At 72.0% G+C, this 16,022-nt stretch carries 13 protein-coding genes; 8 read left to right on the top strand and 5 right to left on the bottom strand.

Annotated features, from left to right (window positions below; genetic code table 11):
* Positions 1-76: 76 nt before the first annotated feature.
* The 3 genes from ACFC51_RS33310 to ACFC51_RS33300 form a co-directional block, all read right to left on the bottom strand.
* Positions 77-757 (bottom strand): alpha-ketoglutarate-dependent dioxygenase AlkB, encoded by a 681-nt coding sequence (locus tag ACFC51_RS33310; protein WP_376367663.1) that lies wholly within the window; start codon positions 755-757, stop codon positions 77-79.
* A 275-nt stretch (positions 758-1,032) separates the two neighbouring features.
* Positions 1,033-1,542, bottom strand: a complete 510-nt coding sequence (locus tag ACFC51_RS33305; protein ID WP_376367661.1) for a methylated-DNA--[protein]-cysteine S-methyltransferase — start codon at positions 1,540-1,542, stop codon at positions 1,033-1,035.
* 103 nt (positions 1,543-1,645) lie between these two features.
* A complete protein-coding gene (locus ACFC51_RS33300; RefSeq protein WP_376367660.1) occupies positions 1,646-3,133 on the bottom strand; it encodes an AlkA N-terminal domain-containing protein in 1,488 nt (495 codons plus the stop codon).
* 131 nt (positions 3,134-3,264) lie between these two features.
* On the opposite strand from ACFC51_RS33300, the gene ACFC51_RS33295 reads away from it, so the two are divergent.
* Both ACFC51_RS33295 and ACFC51_RS33290 read left to right on the top strand, forming a co-directional pair.
* Positions 3,265-3,615: a transcriptional repressor gene (locus ACFC51_RS33295; RefSeq protein WP_376532501.1), complete on the top strand. Its 351-nt coding sequence runs from the start codon at positions 3,265-3,267 to the stop codon at positions 3,613-3,615.
* A complete protein-coding gene (locus ACFC51_RS33290) occupies positions 3,608-5,074 on the top strand; it encodes a catalase (protein WP_376367680.1) in 1,467 nt (488 codons plus the stop codon). The genes ACFC51_RS33295 and ACFC51_RS33290 overlap by 8 nt, the downstream gene beginning before the upstream one ends.
* 72 nt (positions 5,075-5,146) lie before the next feature.
* Here the strand turns inward: ACFC51_RS33290 and ACFC51_RS33285 are convergent, their stop codons facing one another.
* Entirely contained in the window at positions 5,147-5,524 is a 378-nt protein-coding gene (locus ACFC51_RS33285; protein ID WP_376367656.1) for an ankyrin repeat domain-containing protein, read from the bottom strand.
* Between the two features lie 296 nt (positions 5,525-5,820).
* Between ACFC51_RS33285 and ACFC51_RS33280 the strand changes: the two genes are divergently transcribed.
* Entirely contained in the window at positions 5,821-7,275 is a 1,455-nt protein-coding gene (locus ACFC51_RS33280; protein ID WP_376532499.1) for a sugar transferase, read from the top strand.
* Between the two features lie 72 nt (positions 7,276-7,347).
* Here ACFC51_RS33280 and ACFC51_RS33275 read toward each other — a convergent pair whose 3' ends face one another.
* Positions 7,348-8,331, bottom strand: a complete 984-nt coding sequence (locus ACFC51_RS33275; RefSeq protein WP_376367652.1) for a GDP-L-fucose synthase family protein — start codon at positions 8,329-8,331, stop codon at positions 7,348-7,350.
* Positions 8,332-8,445: 114 nt separating this feature from the next.
* Here ACFC51_RS33275 and gmd point away from each other — a divergent pair, with 114 nt between their 5' ends.
* The 5 genes from gmd to ACFC51_RS33250 are packed head-to-tail and all read left to right on the top strand — an operon-like array spanning position 8,446 to position 16,010.
* Positions 8,446-9,459, top strand: coding sequence for a GDP-mannose 4,6-dehydratase (gene gmd, locus ACFC51_RS33270; protein WP_376367650.1), 1,014 nt, complete (start codon positions 8,446-8,448; stop codon positions 9,457-9,459).
* Complete coding sequence (locus ACFC51_RS33265; RefSeq protein ID WP_376532497.1) at positions 9,456-12,236, top strand: LamG-like jellyroll fold domain-containing protein; 2,781 nt, start codon at positions 9,456-9,458, stop codon at positions 12,234-12,236. The genes gmd and ACFC51_RS33265 overlap by 4 nt, the downstream gene beginning before the upstream one ends.
* Positions 12,233-14,488 carry a LamG-like jellyroll fold domain-containing protein gene (locus ACFC51_RS33260; protein ID WP_376367646.1) on the top strand — a complete coding sequence of 752 codons (2,256 nt, stop codon included), beginning with the start codon at positions 12,233-12,235 and terminating at the stop codon, positions 14,486-14,488. The genes ACFC51_RS33265 and ACFC51_RS33260 overlap by 4 nt, the downstream gene beginning before the upstream one ends.
* Positions 14,485-15,186 (top strand): hypothetical protein, encoded by a 702-nt coding sequence (locus ACFC51_RS33255; protein WP_376367644.1) that lies wholly within the window; start codon positions 14,485-14,487, stop codon positions 15,184-15,186. The genes ACFC51_RS33260 and ACFC51_RS33255 overlap by 4 nt, the downstream gene beginning before the upstream one ends.
* The gene (locus tag ACFC51_RS33250; RefSeq protein ID WP_376367642.1) at positions 15,183-16,010 is read left to right on the top strand and encodes a glycosyltransferase family 2 protein; all 828 of its coding nucleotides are present in this window, start codon (positions 15,183-15,185) and stop codon (positions 16,008-16,010) included. Before ACFC51_RS33255 ends, ACFC51_RS33250 begins: the two co-directional genes overlap by 4 nt.
* Positions 16,011-16,022: the final 12 nt, after the last annotated feature.

Raw genomic sequence — 16,022 nt, 5'->3', positions numbered from 1 at the left:
GCACAGCTGAGGGGGTGTTCCCGCCCGACCGGCGGAACACCACTGAACTTACTGGCGCCCACTGACAACGCCGTCGTCACGGATGGGAGGAGGCCGGGCCGTCGGAGAGACCGGTGACCCGCATCGTGATGTTCAGCCGCCCGGAGTTCAGTCCGGTGGCCGGGTCGCCGGTGCCCTCGTGGACCCTCGGCACCCCGTGGTAGGCGAAGCGCGAGGGGCCGCCGAGGACGAACAGGTCGCCCGAGGCGAGCTCGATGTCGGTGTACGGCCTCGTCCGGGTCTCGGTGTTGCCGACGCGGAACACGCAGGTGTCGCCGATGGAGAGGGAGACGACAGGGGCGGAGGACCTCTCGTCCTTGTCCTGGTGCATGCCCATCCGGGCCTGCCCGTCGTAGAAGTTGATCAGCGCGGTGTCCGGGGTGTACCCCTCGGCGTCCGTGTCGTCGCCGTACGCCGCCAGGAGTGCCTGACGGCCGAGCCGCACCATCCAGTCGGGGAACGCCGCGACCCGCCGGCCGTTCACGTCGTCCGCGGTGCGCGTGTACCGGTAGGGCTGCCAGTGCCAGCCGACGCACACCGTCCGTACGGACATGACGCCGCCACGCGGCAGCCGGGTGTGCCGGATGGGGACGGGCCCGGTCGCCCAGGCCCGGCACGCCGTGACGAGGTCGCGCTGCCGGGCGGGCGGGAGCCAGTCGGGTACGTGCCAGGCTCCGGGGGCGACCTCCAGCGCGGGGCGCGGGATCAGGGCGCTCATGACGCCTCCCGCCCCGGCGGCTGCGCGGTGATCCGGCCGCTGCGTACCTCCCGGGTGCTCCGGGCGGTGGCGCCGCGCGGCCCGTGCGCGGCTGCGCCGGGGCCGGCGAGCGCCGGGAGCCGGGGGCCCCGGAGGGAGGCGAAGGCCCGGGGGCGGACCGGACCCCACGCGGCGCCGTCCCTGTCGCCGGCCGGCGGTGACTTCGTGCAGGGCAGCATCGGTGCGCCTTCCTCGCGGTCCCGGAGGTACGTTCGCGCGCCTCCGGAGGGCGGCCGTCAGGCCGTTCGGTGGGGGTTTTCCAGGTCCAGCAGCTGCCGCTTGCGGTCGAGGCCGCCCGCGTAGCCGGTGAGGGCGCCGGTCGCGCCGATCACACGGTGGCAGGGGCGCACGACCAGCAGCGGGTTGGCTCCGATCGCGGTGCCGACCGCACGGACCGCCGCGCGCGACGCGCCGATCCGTGCGGCGATCTCCCCGTAACTGAGGGTGGTGCCGTACGGGATGTCGTCCAGGGCCTCCCAGACGCGCCGCTGGAAGTCGGTGCCCCGGCCGGCCGCGTACTCGATGTCGAAGCCGTCCCTGCTCCCTGCGAAGTACGCACGCAGTTCGCCGGTGATCGCGGTGAACGCCTCCGCGTCCCGCGTCCAGCCGTCCTGGACCGTCGCGCCGCCCTTCTGGCCCGGCACCGAGAGGGAGACGAGGGCGGTGCCGCCCGTGGCGGTGGGCGACTCCTCGCCCACCAGCAGCAGTTCGCCGAGCGGGCTGTCGGTCGTGGTGTAGAGCGTCATGGTCGCGGTCCTTCCGGTTCTCTTGCGTATACGTCTGCCGTGCGGCGTCCGGCGCGCTCGGACCGGCGGGATTCGGACGTCGGGCTGCGGGCGTCCGGCACCGTCATGCCGCGACCGCGCGGCGCCGGTCCGTGGCGGCGCCCCAGAAGTGGTGCATGGCGTACGTCCGCCAGGGACGCCATGCCCCGGACCGAGCCGGGTCCGCCCCCGTGTGCCGCATTCCGGCCAGGGCGGCCACGTCGCCGGTGAGCAGCACGTCGGGGTCGCCGAGCGCCCGCATGCGGATGTAGCCGGCCGTCCGGGGACCGACACCCCGCAGGCCGAGGAGTTCCCTCTCCGCCTGGTCCCGGTCGGCCCCCGGGTCGAGCCCGATCCGCCCGTCGGCCAGGGCGGCGGCGACGGAGCGCAGGGTGTCGCGCCGCGCGGCGGGGACGCCCAGCTCGTCGAGGCCGGCCCCGGCCAGGTCACCGGCGTCGGGGAAGGTGCGGGTGAGGGTTCCGCTGGGCACCTGGAGGGGTGCGCCGTGGGCCTGCACCAGGGCGCTGCCCAGCCGGCGTCCGGCGGCCACGGAGACCTGCTGGCCGAGGACGGCCCGGACGGCAAGTTCGTGGACATCTGCGGTTCCGGGGGCGCGCAGCCCCGGTGTACGGGCGACGAGCGGGGCGAGCGCGGGTACGGCGCCGAGGCGCTCGGCGACGGCGTGGGGGTCGGCGTCCAGGTCGAAGAGGCGGCGCATCCGCTGGGTGGCGGTCGTCAGGTCGCGCAGGTCACCCAGGTGGAGACGGCACTCCAGCCAGCCGTCGCCGGTCCGCTCGCGGACCTCGGCGATGCCGGTGCCGTGCGGCAGACGCAGGGTGCGCCGGTAGGTGCGCCCGCCGTGCTCGCCGGTCATCTCCTCGATGCCGGTGAGGGCACGGGCCGCGAGGTGGTCGAAGATCCGGTCCGCTGCGTACGGTCCCCGGTGGGCGAGCCTCAGCGGCACTCCCCCGGCCCCGTCGGCCGTGCCGACGGAGCCGAAGCGGGAGGACCGTCCGGGCGGGGCGGCGCGCAGCTCGCCGGGGGTGAGGGCGTAGATCTCCCGGACCGTGTCGTTGAACTGCCGCACGCTGGCGAAGCCCGAGGCGAAGGCGATCTCGGCGGCCTGGAGGGTGGTGGTCTGGAGCAGGACCCGTGCGGTGTGGGCGCGCTGGGCGCGGGCGAGGGCGATGGGTCCGGCCCCGACCTCCGCGTTCAGCTGGCGCTGCACCTGGCGGGCGCTGTATCCGAGGCGGGCGGCCAGCCCGGCGACGCCTTCCCGGTCGACGACTCCGTCGCCGATCAGCCGCATCGCGCGGCCGACCAGGTCGGCACGGGCGTTCCAGTCGGCGGAGCCGGGCACCGCGTCGGGGCGGCAGCGCCGGCAGGCACGGAAGCCGCCTCCCTGGGCGGCGGCCGCGGTGGGGAAGAACGTCACGTTCCGCCGCTTGGGCGTGGTGGCCGGACAGCTGGGGCGGCAGTAGATCCCCGTCGTGGACACGGCGAAGAAGAACTCGCCGTCGAACCGGGCGTCGCGGCTGCTCACCGCCTCGTACCTGCTGTCGTCACTGGTCATGCCTCAAGGGTGCGGCATGACCGGCACCCGTGCTGGCGGAAATCGGACACGGCGGTCGGCGGCACGACACACTTCAGTTCTCTTACGTGTCTATGATTGGAATCATTCCAGAAAAGTGATTGACTGCGTGGATGATCGAAGCCGAGACCAGGACGCTCCTCCGCGGAGCGTCGTTGCGGGTGACCCGATGCCGGGTCACCGCGCTCCCGGCCGTCCACGCGGCCCCGCCCGCCGATGTCCGTACCCGCCTCATCCGGGTGCACACACGCATCGGCGCGGTCCCGGCCCGAGCCGTCCAGGACGTGCTCACGACGCTCGTCGACGCCGGACCGGCGCGGCGGATCGACCTGTCGAATTCACCGGCACGGCACGAAGCGCGGTCCCCGGACGAAGGGCAGTCCCCGGCCGCCACCGGGCGAGCCCCTCAGGGGCCGGAGCCGGTGCACGGAAGTCTTCACACGGAGGAGCAGAACCATTTCTGACAACACGAAGCCGCTGACCACTGCCGCCGGCGCGCCGGTCGCGAACAACGAGAACGCCGTCACCGCCGGTCCGCGCGGCCCGATGCTGCTCCAGGACGTCTGGTTCCTGGAGAAGCTGGCGCACTTCAGCCGTGAGGTCATCCCGGAGCGTCGTATGCACGCCAAGGGATCGGGCGCCTTCGGCACCTTCAAGGTGACGCAGGACATCACCCGTTACTCCAGGGCCGCGCTCTTCTCCGAGGTCGGCAAGGAGACCGAGCTCTTCGCCCGCTTCTCGACCGTCGCCGGTGAGCGCGGGGCGGCGGACGCCGAGCGCGACATCCGCGGTTTCGCCCTCCGCTTCTACACGGAGGAGGGCAACTGGGACGTGGTCGGCAACAACACGCCGGTCTTCTTCCACCGCGACCCCCACCACTTCCCGGACCTGAACCGCGCCGTCAAGCGCGACCCGCGCACCAACCTGCGCTCGGCCGAGAACAACTGGGACTTCTGGACGAGCCTCCCCGAGGCCCTGCACCAGATCACCATCGTGATGTCCGACCGAGGCATCCCGGACGGCTACCGCCACATGCACGGGTTCGGCTCGCACACCTACTCGTTCATCAACGAGAGCAACGAGCGCTTCTGGGTGAAGTTCCACTTCCGCACCCAGCAGGGCATCAAGAACCTCACCGACGCCGAGGCCGCGGCGGTCGTCGCCGACGACCGCGAGTCCTCCCAGGCGGACCTGTTCGACGCCATCGAGCGCGGCGACAACCCGAAGTGGACCTTCTTCATCCAGGTCATGCCGGAGGCGGACGCGGCGACGTACCGCTACCACCCCTTCGACCTGACCAAGGTCTGGTCCAAGAAGGACTACCCGCTCATCGAGGTCGGCGAGTTCGAGCTCAACCGCAACCCGGAGAACTACTTCGCCGACGTGGAGCAGGCCGCGTTCACCCCGGCGAACCTCGTGCCCGGCGTGGGCGCCTCGCCCGACCGCATGCTGCAGGGCCGGCTGTTCTCCTACGGTGACGCCGCCCGCTACCGCGTCGGTGTCAACCACCACCAGATCCCGGTGAACCAGCCCCGCGGCGCGAAGAACGTCAACACCTACCACCGCGACGGCCAGCTGCGCGTGGACGGCAACCAGGGCGCGGTCCCCGGCTACACCCCGAACAGCTACGGCCGTTGGGCGGAGCAGCCGCAGTTCGCCGAGCCCGGCCTGGCGCTCGACGGTGCCGCCGCCGACCGGTTCGACTACCGCGAGGACGACGACAACTACTTCGAGCAGCCCGGCAACCTGTTCCGGGCGATGACCCCGGACGAGCAGGACGCCCTGTTCGGGAACACCGCCCGGGCCATCGACGGCGCCTCGCAGGCCGTCGTCGAGCGTCACATCAGCCACTGCACGCAGGCCGACCCGGCCTACGGCGAGGGTGTGCGCAAGGCGATCGAGGCCCTGAAGGCCTCCAAGTAGGACCAGCCGGCCGCCGTACGCGAGGGGCCCCGGGCGACGCACGGTCGCCCGGGGCCCCTCGTGCCGTCGGCGCTACGCCAGCAGCGCCGTCCTCCCGAACATCTCGGCCGTGGCGCGCGCACTGGGGGTTCCCGCGTCGAGGTCGGCTCCCGCCTCGACCAGCGCCCCCACGATCGCGTCCTCACCCTTGAAGAGGGCCCCCGCCACCGGCGACTGGTCCCGGCCGTTGCGCAGATCGACGTCGGCGCCACGCCCGATGAGCGCGCGCACGGTCGCCGTGTGCCCGTGGTACGCGGCGAGCATGAGCGCCGTGTTGCCCCCGGCGTCCTGCACGTCGACCGGCAGGCCGTGGTCGAAGAACTCCAGGAGGTCTTCCGTACGCCCCTGCCTGGCCAGATCCGTCACGATCGAGACGAGTTGGTCGGTCTGTTCCTCGGAAAGCGGTTCCATGGCCCTATTTTAGGCGCGTCCCGGGAAACCCGCCGGAGCGGGCGACGCGGATCACATCGCCCACCGTGTCTGAACTTCACGAGAACTCCAGCGAAATGGCACGTGTGTGGATATCGTGCACGAGCGAGGGCGCATCCGTCAGTCCATGGGATCGGCGGATGCGCCCCGTTTGTGGGGATGCAACTGTGGCTGGGGGGTTCATGGGGCATGTCGAAATACCTGAATCGGATATATCCGGGCCCGTCGGGCTCGCGGGAGCACCACGACCGCGTACCGCCGGGTCCAGGAACCGCACGATGGCTCACACGCAGGTGTGGAGAGCCCCGACGACCGTCGGGCACGATCACGCGGAGCGACCGCGGACGAGGACGTCGTCCGTTCCGCGTGTGCCCTTCCTCGTCCTGACCGATCTGCTGGGCCTGGGGATTCCCGCCTGGCTCGTGCTGCGGGCCGGCGACCGACCGGGCCCGCTGACGGCCGCGGCGTCGGCGGCCCTGGTGTGGACCGGCGTGCGCGCGATGCGCGGCCGGTACGGGCACCGGCTGCCGGGAGAGGCTCCGGAGGCGCCTCACGCGCCCTTCGGCGACTGGCTGGCGCTCATCGGGGCGCTCGCCCTGCTCCTGGCCGTGACGGGCGGTGGCCTCGACCCGGCGACCGCCGTCGCGGCGCTGGTGCCGGGGCTGGCCCTGGCCCTCCTCGCCGGAGCCGTGGTCCGCCGGCGTTCGGGGGCGGGGGCGCGTGGGGGGCACCGTGTCCTCGTGGTGGGTGAGGCGGCCGGCCTGGACCGGGCGGTGAATCTGCTCAACTCCCGTACGGATCACCCGTACACGGCGGTGGCCGTGGTCCCGGTGGGCACGGAGGCCCTGGACTGCGGGACGCCCGTCCCGGGGCGGCTGGCGCCCCAACCGGCCGACGACGACGTGTCCACGGTGCTCGGCGGGGCCTTCGCCCATGACGCGGACCTCGTCCTCGTCGTGCCGGGCCCGCAGCTCGACGACGACCGGCTCCGCCGGCTGGCCTGGGGCCTGCACGACGGCGGACTGGCCCTCTGCGTCCTCTCGGACCTCTCGGGGATCGCCGCCGCCCGGGTGCGGCCCGCCTCCGCCGCCGGGCTGACGCTGCTGCACGTGACGCCTCCGCTGCGACGCGGTCCGCAGACCGTGCTCAAGACCGTGGTGGACCGGGCGGGTGCCGCGTTCGGGCTGCTGGCGCTCGCGCCGCTGTTCTTCGGGGTGGCCCTGGCGGTACGGCTCTCGTCGCCCGGCCCGGTGTTCCACCGCCAGACCCGGCACGGCCGGCACAACAGGCCGTTCACCATGTGGAAGTTCCGCACGATGGTGGCCGACGCGGAGGCCCGCAGGGAGCAGCTCTCGACGGCCAACGAGAGCGAGGGGCCGATGTTCAAGATGCGCCGCGATCCGCGGGTGACCCGGATCGGCCACGCCCTGCGCCGGACCTCCGTGGACGAGCTCCCGCAGCTCCTCAACGTGCTGCGGGGTGACATGTCCCTGGTAGGACCGCGTCCGCCGCTCCCCGAGGAGGTGTCGCGCTACGACGAACGGGAGCTGCGCCGCCTGGCGGTCCGTCCCGGCCTGACCGGCCTCTGGCAGGTCAGCGGCAGGTCGGACCTGTCCTGGCAGGAGACGGTGTCGCTGGACCTCTGGTACGTCGACAACTGGTCGGTGGCCACGGACATGGGCCTGCTGGCGCGGACGGTGCGCGCCGTCACCGACGGCCGCGGGGCGTACTGAGACGTGGTGGGGGGACACGAGGGGGGCCGTGTGCACGGGTTCAGGGCGTACCGCGGCCGCCCGGCCGGCCGGTCAGTCCCGGGGGGACTGCCGGCCGAGCCACCAGGCGTACGTGCGGGCGATGCCGTCCCGCAGGGGGATCTGCGGCTTGAAGCCGAGGGAGGACAGCCGGGAGACGTCCAGGAGCTTGCGCGGGGTGCCGTCGGGCTTCGAGGTGTCCCAGACGATGCGTCCCTGATACCCCGTCACGTCCTGCACGGTTGCGGCCAGTTCGCGGATCGTGAGGTCCTCGCCGCAGCCGACGTTGACCGGTTCCTCGCCGTCGTAGGTCTCCAGCAGCCGCGCACAGGCGGAGGCGAGGTCGTCGACGTGGAGGAACTCGCGGCGGGGGCTCCCGGATCCCCAGAGGGTGACCTCGTCCGCGCCGTCCCGCTTCGCCTCGTGGAAGCGGCGGATCAGGGCGGGCAGCACGTGCGAGGTCTCCAGGTCGAAGTTGTCCCCGGGGCCGTAGAGATTGGTGGGCATGGCGCTGATGTACGAGGCGCCGTACTGCCGGCGGTAGGACTGGATCTGCACGATGCCGGCGATCTTGGCGAGCGCGTAGGCCTCGTTGGTCGGCTCGAGCGGGCCGGTGAGCAGGGCGTCCTCGGGGATGGGCTGGGGGGCGTGCTTGGGATAGATGCACGAGGAGCCGAGGAACAGCAGCCGCTGGATCCCGGCGGCGTGCGCGCCCGCGATCACGGCGAGCTGGATGCGGAGGTTGTCCTCCAGGAACTGCACCGGGCTGGTGCTGTTGGCCATGATCCCGCCCACCTTGGCGGCGGCCAGCACGACCGCGTCCGGGCGGGCGTCCCGAAGGAACGCCTCGGTCGGCGCGGCCTCGCGCAGATCGAGCTCGTCCCGGCCGCGGGTGATCACCTCGTGGCCGTCGGCGGTGAGGCGGCGCACCAGCGCCGAGCCGACGAGGCCGCGGTGGCCCGCGACGAATATGCGGGCGCCGGGGCGCAGCAGGGGGCGGACGGATTCCTGGGGTGGGCCGGGGAGATCAGTCGTCATGGCTCGGATTCTGCCAGCAGCCCGGCGCCCGGGTGACTCTTTGTCTCATTCCGCTCATATCAAGCTATTTCGGTGAACCAATCGCCCCACGGGCGACCACAGAAGGGGGGAGTCATGGCGAAAACCGCACTCATCACCGGCGTGACCGGACAGGACGGTTCGTACCTGTCGGAGCTGCTGCTCGAGAAGGGGTACACGGTCCACGGGCTGATACGCCGTTCGTCGAGCTTCAACACGGAGCGGATCGACCACATCTACCAGGGGCCCGAGGAAGCGAATCGTTCCTTCGTGCTCCATCACGCCGACCTCTCCGACGGCGTCGCACTGGTGAACCTCCTGCGTGACGTACAGCCCGACGAGGTCTACAACCTCGGCGCCCAGTCCCATGTCCGGGTCTCCTTCGACGCCCCGCTGTACACGGGTGACGTCACGGGGCTCGGCGCGGTGCGGCTGCTGGAGGCCGTCCGGGCCAGCGGGATCGACACGCGGGTCTACCAGGCGTCGTCGTCCGAGATGTTCGGCGCGAGCCCGCCCCCGCAGAACGAGAAGACCCCGTTCCACCCGCGCAGCCCGTACAGCGTGGCCAAGGTCTACGCGTACTGGGCAACGGTCAACTACCGCGAGGCGTACGGAATGTTCGCCACGAACGGGATCCTCTTCAACCACGAGTCCCCGCGCCGCGGTGAGACCTTCGTGACCCGCAAGATCACCCGCGGGGTGGCGAGGATCAAGGCCGGTCTGCAGGACCGGCTGCATCTGGGCAACCTCGACGCCGTACGCGACTGGGGGTACGCCCCCGAGTACGTGGAGGCCATGTGGCGGATGCTCCAGTGCGACACCCCCGACGACTACGTGGTGGCCACCGGCGAGGGGGTCAGTGTCCGCCAGTTCCTGGAGTACGCCTTCGAGCACGCAGGCCTCGACTGGGCGGAGCACGTCCGCTACGACCCGAAGTACGAGCGTCCCAGCGAGGTCGACGCGCTGATCGGTGACGCGTCCAAGGCGGAGGAACTCCTCGGCTGGAAGCCGGAGGTGAAGTCGCGCGAGCTGGCACGGATCATGGTGGACGCGGACATCCGGCTGCTGGGCGACCAGCTCGCGGGCTCCGCGGTCCGGGTGGACCGATGAGCGGGCCCGGACGTCTCAGACGTATCCGGGCCGGATCCCTCACATCGGTGCTGGCACTCGCCGCAGGGCTGCTCGGCACCGCGTCCGCCACCGCTCCCCCCGCCGCCGCGCTCACCCCTCCGGTCGGCTTCACCGCCGACGCGCTGTCCACGTACCAGACCAACGGCATCGTCTGGGCCCTGGCCGAGGCGGGCGGGGTGGTCTACGCGGGCGGCACCTTCTCCGGCATCAGACCGGCCGGCTCCCCGGCCGGGAGCAGCACGACCGCCGCCGTGAACTTCGCCGCGTTCGACGCGGCCACCGGTGCGCCCACCGGCTGCTCGCTCTCCTTCACCCGCGGCGGCGGCACGGCCACGGTCCGGGCGCTCGCCGTATCGCCCGACACGTCCACGCTCTACGCCGGGGGTTACTTCAACTCCGTCAACGGGACGGCCGTCGACGGCCTGGCCGCGATCGACACCGCGACCTGCCGTACGCGCACCGGCTTCACACCGCGGTTCGGGGCGACGGTGCGCGCGCTCGACGTCGCGGCGGACGGCACCGTCTACGCGGGCGGCGACTTCCGGACCGTCAACGGCACGCCCCGGAACTTCTTCGGCGCGGTCACCGCCTCCGGCGTGCTGACCGGCTGGAATCCGGACGCGGACGAGCCGGGACGCGCCCTGAGGGTGACGCCGGACGGGGAGAGCGTCCTGATCGGCGGCGACTTCTTCACCGTCGGCGGCGCCGCGTCGCACGCGCTCGCGGTGACGGGCGCCTCCACCGGCGCCGTCACCCGCGCCTACGGCGCCTCCTTCATCCCGTCGTCCGCCGTCGTCAAGGACATCGTCACCGACGCGGAGTCCGACGGCTGGTACGCGGCGGGCGAGGGCGCGGGCGGCGCCTCCTTCGACGGGCGGCTCGCCATGGAGCTCGACGGCTTCGGGCAGCGCTGGCGGGACACCTGCCAGGGCGCGACCCAGGCGGTCCGGGTGCACAAGGGCGTGCTGTACGCGGGCAGCCATGTGCACGACTGCTCGTCCATGGGCGGCTTCCCCAACCAGGTCCGCAAGCATCTGACCGCGCAGTCCGTCGACGACCCCGCTCTGCTGGGCTGGCTCCCGGACACCAACGACGGCATCGGCGAACCCGTCGGGCCGCGGGCGCTGACCGTGGCCTCGCGCAGCGGCCGGGACTTCCTCTGGGTCGGCGGCGAGTTCACCACCGTCAACGGGGTCGGCCAGCAGTCGCTGACACGGTTCGCGGACACCCCGGACACCGGGGCGCCCGCCGTGCCGGTGGTGAGCGCGTCGGCTCCGCGGGCCGGTGAGGTCAGGGTCAGCTGGCGCAGCAGTCTGGACCTGGACGACAGCCTGCTGACGTACCGGGTCTACCGGGACGGCGGCTCGACGCCGGTGTACACGACGACGGGCTCCTCGCTGTTCTTCAGCAGGCCGCAGCTGACGTTCACCGACCGGGACGTCGTGGCGGGCCGGACGTACAGCTACCGGGTCACGGCGAGCGACGGTACGAACACCAGCGGGCCGTCCACCGCGGCTCCGGTGACCGCCGCGTCCTCCGCCTCGCCCTACCAGGAGAAGGTGCTGGCGGACGGGGCCGATCTGTACTGGCGCTACGACGAGGCCTCCGGCGCCTTCGCGGCCGACGCCTCGGAGAGCGGCAACGGCGGGGTGTACATGAACACGCCGTCCTACCGGACTGCTCCGTCCGCGGTGGCGGGCTCCGCCGCGCTCTCGCTGAACGGCACCGACGAGTACGTCCACAGCGACCGGCTGCACCACTACACCTCGCCGTCGCCGTACTCGGTCGAGACCTGGTTCCGCACCACGTCGACGACCGGCGGCCGGATCATCGGCCACGGCAACAACATCGGCACCGCGCGGGGCCACACGAGCAGCATCAGCGACAAGCTCGTGTACCTGACGGACGACGGCCGGCTCGCCTTCGGGGTCCAGAGCGGCAGCACCCGGCCCACCATCACCTCGGCCGGCTCCTACAACGACGGGGGCTGGCACCACGCGGTGGCCACGCAGGGGCCGTCCGGCATGGTGCTGTACGTCGACGGGGAGGCGGTCGGCACGAACGCGGCGACCGGGAACCGCTCGTACAACGGGTACTGGCGGGTGGGCGGCGACGCCATGAACAACGCCTGGCCGAACCGCCCCACGAGCGACTACTTCGCCGGTCAGGTCGACGAGACCGCGGTCTACCCGTCGGCGCTGACCGCCGCGCAGGTGGCCGGGCACCACGCGCTGGCCGGCACCCCGCCGGGGCCGGGCGGCAGCACCGTCTCCGTCGCCCCTGACGAGGACGCGTACGTCAACGGCGTGGCGGCGAACACGAACTACAACGACTCCCAGCTCGCCTCGCGCGGCACCACGGCCTACCTCGGCTATCTGCGCTTCACCCTGCCGTCCGCCCCGGCCGGCCAGGTGCTCAGGAGCGCGCGGCTCACCTTCCGGACCTCGTCGGACTCGACGGCGGGTTCGGCCGAGAACCACAGCATCGTGCCGGTCACCGGCACGTGGACCGAATCGGCGGTCACCTACAGCACCCGGCCGACGCTCTCCACGTCCGTGCTGGGGACCATCAGCGGCGCGACCTCGGTCTCCACCGACTACTCGGTGGAACTGAACGCGTCCGCACTGGGCGGGGCCCTCGGCTCCGCCACCTCACTCGCCCTGACCAGCAGCGGGACGGACAGTCTCCGCATCTGGTCGAGCGAGGCAACGGCGGCCTACCGGCCGCAGCTCGTCCTCACCTTCGGAGATGAATGATGAACGGAAGCACGGGGCGGAGATCTGGGGGGAGCGGCCGTCTGCGGGCCGCCTCCGCCGCACTCTGCCTGTTCGCCGGCGCCCTGACCGCGACAGCGGCCGGGGCCTCCCCGGCGGCGGCACTGACACCTCCGGTGTCCCTCACGGCCGACGACCTCACCACCTGGCAGACCAACGGCATCGTCTGGTCGATGGCCGCGACGGACGGGGTCGTCTACGCCGGCGGCACCTTTTCGACCATCCGGCCGCCCGACGCGGCGGCGGGGACCTCGGAGCAGCCCGCGGTCAATTTCGCGGCGTTCGACGCGGCGACGGGCGCACCCACGGGGTGCAGCCTGTCGTTCACGCTCTCCTCCGGGACGGCGACCGTACGGGCGCTCGCACTCTCCCCCGACGGGGACACCCTGTACGCGGGCGGCCAGTTCGGCGCGGTGAACGGGGTCGGTGTCAGCAACATCGTGGCCGTCGACACCGCGACCTGCACACCGCGCCAGGACTTCAAGATCTCCGTGTCGGCGACGGTGCGGGCGCTGGACGCGACCGCGGACACCGTCTATCTGGGCGGTGACTTCACCAGTGTGGGCGGCCAGACGAGGAACAGCTTCGCCGCCGTCACCACGGGTGCGGACCTCCTGCCGTGGACAGCGAACGCCGACGAGGTGGCCCGGGCGGTCCAGGTGACCCCCGACGGGCAGCACGTGGCGCTCGGCGGTGACTTCTTCACCGTCAACGGCACCACCTCGCACGCCCTGGCCGTGGTGGACGCCACCACGGGCGCGCTCACGAAGAGCTACCCGGGCTTCATCCCGAACACCTCGACGGTGCAGGACCTCACGACGGACGCGACCGGGCTCTACACCGCCAACGAGGGGACCGGCGGCGGGGTGTTCGACGGCCGGATCGCCATCGACCTCGACGACTACCAGCAGCGCTGGCGGGACACCTGCCTGGGTGCCACGCAGACCGTCCTGGTCCACTCGGGCGTGCTGTACAGCGGAAGCCACGCCCACGACTGCGCCAGCATGGGCGGCTTCCCGGACCAGCCTCGCAGGCACCTGCTGGCCCAGTCCGTCGACGACCCGACGCTCCTGCCCTGGTTCCCGGACACGAACGACGGCATCGGCGAGCCCGTCGGACCCCGGGTGATGACGCAGACCGACAAGGGCGGACGCCACTACCTCTGGGTCGGCGGGGAGTTCACCACTGTCAACGGCGGTGGACAGCAGGGTCTGACCCGGTTCGCCGACGGCCCGGACACCGGGGCCCCGTGGGTTCCCAACGTCAGCCTCTCGACGGTCTCTCCGGGGAAGATCGACGTCAACTGGCAGACCAGCTTCGACACCGACGACGGCGAGCTGACCTACCGGATCTACAAGGACGGCGCGACCACGCCCGTCCACACCGTCACCGGCTACTCGCTGTTCTGGGACCGGCCCCAGCTGAAGTGGACGGACACCGACGTGGCGGTGGGCGAGACGCACTCGTACCGCATCACCGCGAGCGACGGCACCAACACCAGCGCCAAGTCCCCCGCGCAGTCCGCGACCGTGGCCGCGTCGGCTCAGCCCTATCCGGCGCGCGTGCTGGCCGACGGCGCCTCGCTGTACTGGCGCTACGACGAGGGCACCTCCACCTTCGCGGCGGACACGACGGGCGGGATGAACAACGGCTTCCTGCGCAACGGGCCCGCCTACCGGCAGACCCCGGCCGCGATCGCCGGTGCCTCGACGGCCATCGGGTTCGACGGCGCGAGCGAGTACGCCTACAGCAACAAGCTCCACAGCCAGCCCACCCGCTTCTCAGTGGAGACCTGGATCAAGACCACCACCACCCGCGGCGGCAAGATCATCGGGTTCGGCAATCTGACCATGCAGAACAGCACCCGCTACGACAAGCAGGTGTACATGGCCGACAACGGGCGCCTCGTCTTCGGCGTCTACAGCGGCGGGACCCGGACGGTCACCACGACGGGGGCCTACAACGACGGCAACTGGCACCATGTCGTCGCCACCCAGGGCACCAGCGGCATGGCGCTGTACGTCGACGGGCAGCTGCGCGCGTCGAACTTCCTCTACAGCTCCAACGAGAACTACCCGGGGTACTGGCGGGTCGGCGGCGACAACCTGGCCAGCTGGCCGAACCGGCCGACGAGCAACTTCTTCGCCGGTCAGATCGACGAGACCGCCGTGTACCCGACCGCGCTGAGCTCCTCCACGGTCAGCGCGCACTACGCCCTGAGGACGGCTGAATGAGATATCCGTTCCTGGCCGGTGCCGCCGTCGCCCTGGCGACGGCGGTGCTGGCCGGCTGCGGGTCGTCCGGCGGGTCCGGCGACGGAGGCAAGGAGACCACCGCGGGCGGCACGCCGTCCGCCGCGGTCTCCCCCACGCCCTCCGTGGCCGGCCCGGCGGCCGGTTCACGGACACCGCAGCCCGAGAAGTCCAGCGCCGCACCGAAGGCACCCGCCGGGGACCTCACCCCGGCCACGGGCTCCTTCACGAAGAAGCAGAAGGAGTACCTGACCGACCGCGTCCCCAAGGGCATGGACCCGGCCGCGGTGCTCCAGACGGGACAGGAGACCTGCGACAGGCTCCGCTACCTGGTCAAGGCGGACCGGGACATCGCCGTCGGCGCGATCGTGGCCGACGAGGTCACCGACGCGGAGCCGGCCGTGGCCCATCTCTGCCCCCAGCACCAGGACCTGGTCGACGAGGCCGCGCTCGGGTACGCCGACGGCACGTACGAGGGCGCGAAGATCCGGCCGGGCCGGTACAGGGCCGTCTCGCCCACGAAGGCCTGCAGCTGGCAGGTCGCGGGGGCGAACGGCAAGTCCCTGGGGTCCGGTTCCTCGGCCACCGGCAAGCAGGTGGAGATCACCCTCCCGGAGTCCGCCCACACCTTCACCTCCACAGGCTGCTACGCCTGGCTGCCCCGAGGAGACAACGGATGAGCAAGCTGCCGATCGCCGTGGCGATCCCCACGAAGAACGAGGGCCTGAACATCGCCGAGGCGGTGAAGTCGGTCCTGGGCCACTTCGAGGCGGTCGTCGTGGTGGACTCCCACAGCACAGACGACACCGCGAAGATCGCCGAGGAGTGCGGGGCCGAAGTGGTCACGTACACCTGGGACGGCGGGCACCCCCGCAAGAAGCAGTGGTGCCTGGAGAACGTCCGCACGGACCTGGACTGGATCCTGCTGCTCGACGGTGACGAGCGGCTCAGCCCCGGGCTGCTGGCGGAGCTGCGGCGCGTCTTCGCCGACCCGGCCGCCCCTAAGCCGGCGGCGTACGACATACCGCTGGGCTACTGGTTCTCGGGGAAGCGGCTGCGGCACGGGTACACGATCCGCAAGCGGTCGCTGACGGACCGGACCCGGTGCCACTACCCGGAGGTCGGCGACCTCGCGGCACCCGGTATCGGGGAGGTCGAGGGGCACTACCAGCCGGTCGCCGCGACGGCGGAGGCGCTGAGCAACCCCATCGAGCACCAGGACCTCGACCCCGTCACCGCCTGGTTCGAGCGCCACAACCGGTACTCGGACTGGGAGGCGTGGCTGGAGCACCATCCCGACGTCAAGGAGCAGGTGCGGAAGGTGAAGTCCCGTCAGGGGCAGCTCTTCCACAAGGCGCCGTTCAAGCCGCTGGTGTCCTTCGCCTACATGTACGTCTACCGGCGGGGCTTCCTGGACGGGCGCGCGGGGCTGGACTTCGCGCTGGCCATGAGCTTCTACCGGTGGCAGATCGCCCTCAAGTCCCGCGAGCGCCCCGCCCGTTGAACGGGCGGGGCC

It is taken from the genome of Streptomyces sp. NPDC055962 (genome assembly GCF_042270185.1).
GTDB lineage: Bacteria > Actinomycetota > Actinomycetes > Streptomycetales > Streptomycetaceae > Streptomyces.
This window is presented reverse-complemented; position numbering and strand designations above follow the sequence as displayed.

Bases quoted from the DNA above. Each gene is read 5' to 3' on its own strand.
- ACFC51_RS33255 (WP_376367644.1), top strand. From the start codon at position 14,485: ATGAGATATCCGTTCCTGGCCGGTGCCGCCGTCGCCCTGGCGACGGCG.
- ACFC51_RS33280 (WP_376532499.1), top strand. From the start codon at position 5,821: ATGGCTCACACGCAGGTGTGGAGAGCCCCGACGACCGTCGGGCACGAT.
- ACFC51_RS33300 (WP_376367660.1), bottom strand. From the start codon at position 3,133: ATGACCAGTGACGACAGCAGGTACGAGGCGGTGAGCAGCCGCGACGCC.
- ACFC51_RS33275 (WP_376367652.1), bottom strand. From the start codon at position 8,331: ATGACGACTGATCTCCCCGGCCCACCCCAGGAATCCGTCCGCCCCCTG.
- ACFC51_RS33260 (WP_376367646.1), top strand. From the start codon at position 12,233: ATGATGAACGGAAGCACGGGGCGGAGATCTGGGGGGAGCGGCCGTCTG.
- gmd (WP_376367650.1), top strand. From the start codon at position 8,446: ATGGCGAAAACCGCACTCATCACCGGCGTGACCGGACAGGACGGTTCG.
- ACFC51_RS33250 (WP_376367642.1), top strand. From the start codon at position 15,183: ATGAGCAAGCTGCCGATCGCCGTGGCGATCCCCACGAAGAACGAGGGC.
- ACFC51_RS33310 (WP_376367663.1), bottom strand. From the start codon at position 757: ATGAGCGCCCTGATCCCGCGCCCCGCGCTGGAGGTCGCCCCCGGAGCC.
- ACFC51_RS33305 (WP_376367661.1), bottom strand. From the start codon at position 1,542: ATGACGCTCTACACCACGACCGACAGCCCGCTCGGCGAACTGCTGCTG.
- ACFC51_RS33285 (WP_376367656.1), bottom strand. From the start codon at position 5,524: ATGGAACCGCTTTCCGAGGAACAGACCGACCAACTCGTCTCGATCGTG.
- ACFC51_RS33265 (WP_376532497.1), top strand. From the start codon at position 9,456: ATGAGCGGGCCCGGACGTCTCAGACGTATCCGGGCCGGATCCCTCACA.
- ACFC51_RS33295 (WP_376532501.1), top strand. From the start codon at position 3,265: ATGATCGAAGCCGAGACCAGGACGCTCCTCCGCGGAGCGTCGTTGCGG.